Source organism: Belliella alkalica (assembly GCF_022549785.1).
GTDB lineage: Bacteria > Bacteroidota > Bacteroidia > Cytophagales > Cyclobacteriaceae > Belliella > Belliella alkalica.
Genome location: NZ_JAKZGO010000048.1, coordinates 1 through 2,723, shown reverse-complemented (window position 1 = coordinate 2,723; position 2,723 = coordinate 1). Strand labels below are relative to the sequence as shown.

1 protein-coding gene is annotated in these 2,723 nt (G+C 50.3%); it reads left to right on the top strand.

Features of this window, described 5'->3' with window-relative positions; translation table 11 throughout:
- On the top strand, window positions 1–2,723 hold a 2,723-nt coding region (locus tag MM213_RS20475; RefSeq protein WP_241414747.1), incomplete at both ends, for a CLIPPER-2 domain-containing protein.

The window sequence follows — 2,723 nt, the reverse complement described above, 5'->3', positions numbered from 1 at the left end:
GACTGCCACGTCGGTTAACGGCGATGCGGGGGCGACAAGCTTCGGTGCTGTTGGCGATGTGATTGCTTACAGTATAGAGGTGGGCAACGATGGTAATGTTACCTTGACCAATGTTGCGGTTAACGATCCATTGACAGGCCTGAGCGAGACGATAGCAGTATTGGCTCCTGGTGACAGTGAGACCTTTACGACGACCTATACAGTAACACAGGCAGATATCGATGGCGGCAGCGTGCAGAATGTAGCGAGCGCGACGGGCACAGATCCTGACGGCGATCCTACGGATCCTGCGACTGATGAAGAGGAAGTAGACGGTCCTGTCTTGAACCCATCGCTAGTGGTAGTGAAGACAGCCACGTCGGTGAACGGCGATGCGGGAGCGACAAGCTTCAGTGCTGTTGGCGATGTGATCGCGTACAGTATAGAAGTGAGCAACGATGGTAATGTTACCCTGACCAATATAGAGGTAGAAGATCCATTGACAGGTCTGAGCGAGACGATAGCAGAATTGGCTCCTGGTGACAGTGAGACCTTTACGACGAGCTATACAGTAACGCAGGCAGATATCGATGCAGGCAGCGTATTGAACGTAGCAAGTGCTACAGGAACAGATCCTGATGGCGAGCCTACAGACCCTACGACAGATGAAGAGGAAGTAGACGGTCCTGGCTCAAACCCATCACTAGTGGTAGTGAAGACAGCCACGTCGGTTAACGGTGATGCGGGAGCGACAAGCTTCAGTGAGGTAGGCGATGTGATCGCGTACAGTATAGAAGTGAGCAACGATGGTAATGTTACCCTGACCAATATAGAGGTAGAAGATCCATTGACAGGTCTGAGTGAGACGATAGCAGAATTGGCTCCTGGTGACAGTGAGACCTTTACGACGAGCTATACAGTAACGCAGGCAGATATCGATGCAGGCAGCGTATTGAACGTAGCAAGTGCTACAGGTACAGATCCTGATGGCGAGCCTACAGACCCTACGACAGATGAAGAGGAAGTAATTCTTGTTCCTAATGAGATAGAAGCTAATGATGATGACTTCGGTCCGATCAACGGCACAGAAGGCGGAACAGTACCGGGCAATGTATTGGATAACGATACCTTGAACGGAGATCCTGTGAACCCTGATGATGTGATCTTGACACCGATCAATGTAGATCCAAACTCTCCGGTAATGATCAACCCTGATGGCACAGTAACGGTAGCACCGAACACGCCAGCGGGAGAATACGAAGTAGCGTACAGCATCTGTGAGGTGTTGAATCCTGATAACTGTGATACAGCGACAGTAACTGTAACTGTGACAGCACCAGGAATAGAAGCTAATGATGATGACTTCGGTCCGATCAACGGCACAGAAGGCGGAACAGTACCGGGCAATGTATTGGATAACGATACCTTGAACGGAGATCCTGTGAACCCTGATGATGTGATCTTGACACCGATCAATGTAGATCCAAACTCTCCGGTAGTGATCAACCCTGATGGCACAGTAACGGTAGCACCGAACACGCCAGCGGGAGAATACGAAGTAGCGTACAGTATCTGTGAGGTGTTGAATCCTGATAACTGTGATACAGCGACAGTAACTGTAACTGTGACAGCGCCAGGAATAGAAGCTAATGATGATGACTTCGGTCCGATCAACGGCACGACAGGCGGAACAGTACCGGGCAATGTATTGGATAACGATACCTTGAATGTAGATCCTGTGAACCCTGATGATGTGATTTTGACACCGATCAATGTAGATCCAAACTCTCCGGTTGTGATCAACCCTGATGGCACAGTAACGGTAGCACCGAACACGCCAGCGGGAGAATACGAAGTAGCGTACAGCATCTGTGAGGTGTTGAATCCGGGCAACTGTGATACGGCGACAGTAACTGTAACTGTGACAGCGCCAGGAATAGAAGCCAACGACGATAACTTAGGTCCGATCAACGGCACGACAGGTGGTACAGTACCGGGCAATGTATTGGATAACGATACCTTGAATGGAGATCCTGTGAACCCTGATGATGTGATCTTGACACCGATCAATGTAGATCCAAACTCTCCGGTAGTGATCAACCCAGATGGAACGGTTACGGTAGCACCGAACACGCCAGCGGGAGAATACGAAGTAGCGTACAGTATCTGTGAGGTGTTGAATCCGGGCAACTGTGATACGGCGACAGTAACTGTAACTGTGACAGCGCCAGGAATAGAAGCCAACGACGATAACTTAGGTCCGATCAACGGCACGACAGGTGGTACAGTACCGGGCAATGTATTGGATAACGATACCTTGAATGGAGATCCTGTGAACCCTGATGATGTGATTTTGACACCGATCAATGTAGATCCTGACTCTCCGGTAGTGATCAACCCAGATGGAACGGTTACGGTAGCACCGAACACGCCAGCGGGAGACTACGAAGTAGCGTACAGCATCTGTGAGGTGTTGAATCCGGGCAACTGTGATACAGCGACAGTAACCGTAACTGTGACAGCGCCAGCGATAGAAGCCAATGATGATGACTTCGGTCCGATCAACGGCACGACAGGTGGCACAGTACCGGGCAATGTATTGGATAACGATACCTTGAACGGAGATCCTGTGAACCCTGATGATGTGATCTTGACACCGATCAATGTAGATCCTGACTCTCCGGTAGTGATCAACCCAGATGGAACGGTTACGGTAGCACCGAACACGCCAGCGGGAGACTACG